Below are 1000 nucleotides of genomic sequence, written 5' to 3'. Positions count from 1 at the left end.
GGGCGGTGACAAGTGGACCTGGCGCCTGGGCTCGCTGGCGCTGACGGTGTTCTACGCGGTGATCTCCGTCGGCGTGGCGCTTCGGCACCATCAACCACCTGTTCTGCCAGCACCTGCCCGGCTACACCGGATCCGACGTCACCCGCCGCGGCCCCGACACCGAAAAAGACGCCTGCTACAGCGTCCCCCAGCTCCAAGACCTCCTTGATGAGTGGCTGGTGCACTACCACCACCGCCCCCACGAAGGCCTGCGCCACCCGATGATGCCCCGCAAAGCCCTCACACCGAACCAGATGTGGGCCGCGCTCGTCGCCGTCGCCGGACACGTCCCCGTCCCGCTCACCGGCCGCGACTACCTCGAACTGCTGCCCGTGCGCTGGCAGGCCATCACTCCCGCCGGCATCCGCATCCACCACCGCACCTACGACGCGGACCTCCTCGCCCCCTACCGCGGCCAGGCCTCCCCCGTCGCCGGCCGCGGCGGGAAATGGGAGATCCACTACAACCCCCACGACGTGCGCCAGATCTGGGTCCGCCTCACCGACGGCCACCTCACCGAGATCCCGTGGATCCACCGCGACCACGTCCACCAGCCGTTCAACGACCACACCTGGCAGCACATCCGCACCCACGCCCAGCACAGCAACCACGACGACAGCCAGCAGCATGAAGCCGGCCTGGCCAACGCCCTCGACCAGCTCATGCGCCGCGTCCACAGCGGCCACGCCACCACCACCGAACAAGCCCTCCTCGCCCGCGCCACCACGCTGCCCATCCCTGCCGCCCGGCATCCGCAACACGACACCGGCCCCACCACCGACGAGTCGGCGCAGCACGACGAGGACGACAGCATCGACGACCTCGATGACCTCCCCGACGACGCCCATCCCGCCGCGGCCACCGGTTTCGGGCTCTACGACGCATACGAGGAAGCCGACAAGTGGTGACCCCCCGCCCCCGCCCCCCACCCCCCCCCGGCGAGCGCGAGCCCGACCCCCAC

1 protein-coding gene is annotated in these 1000 nt (G+C 70.7%); it reads left to right on the top strand.

Annotated features, from left to right (window positions below; translation table 11 throughout):
- Nucleotides 1-218: 218 nt before the first annotated feature.
- On the top strand, nucleotides 219-947 hold the full coding sequence (locus tag ACWC9T_RS42100; RefSeq protein ID WP_449826288.1) for a Mu transposase C-terminal domain-containing protein: 729 nt from the start codon (nucleotides 219-221) through the stop codon (nucleotides 945-947).
- Nucleotides 948-1000 lie beyond the last annotated feature (53 nt).

It is taken from the genome of Kitasatospora sp. NPDC001159 (assembly GCF_053598235.1).
This window is presented reverse-complemented; position numbering and strand designations above follow the sequence as displayed.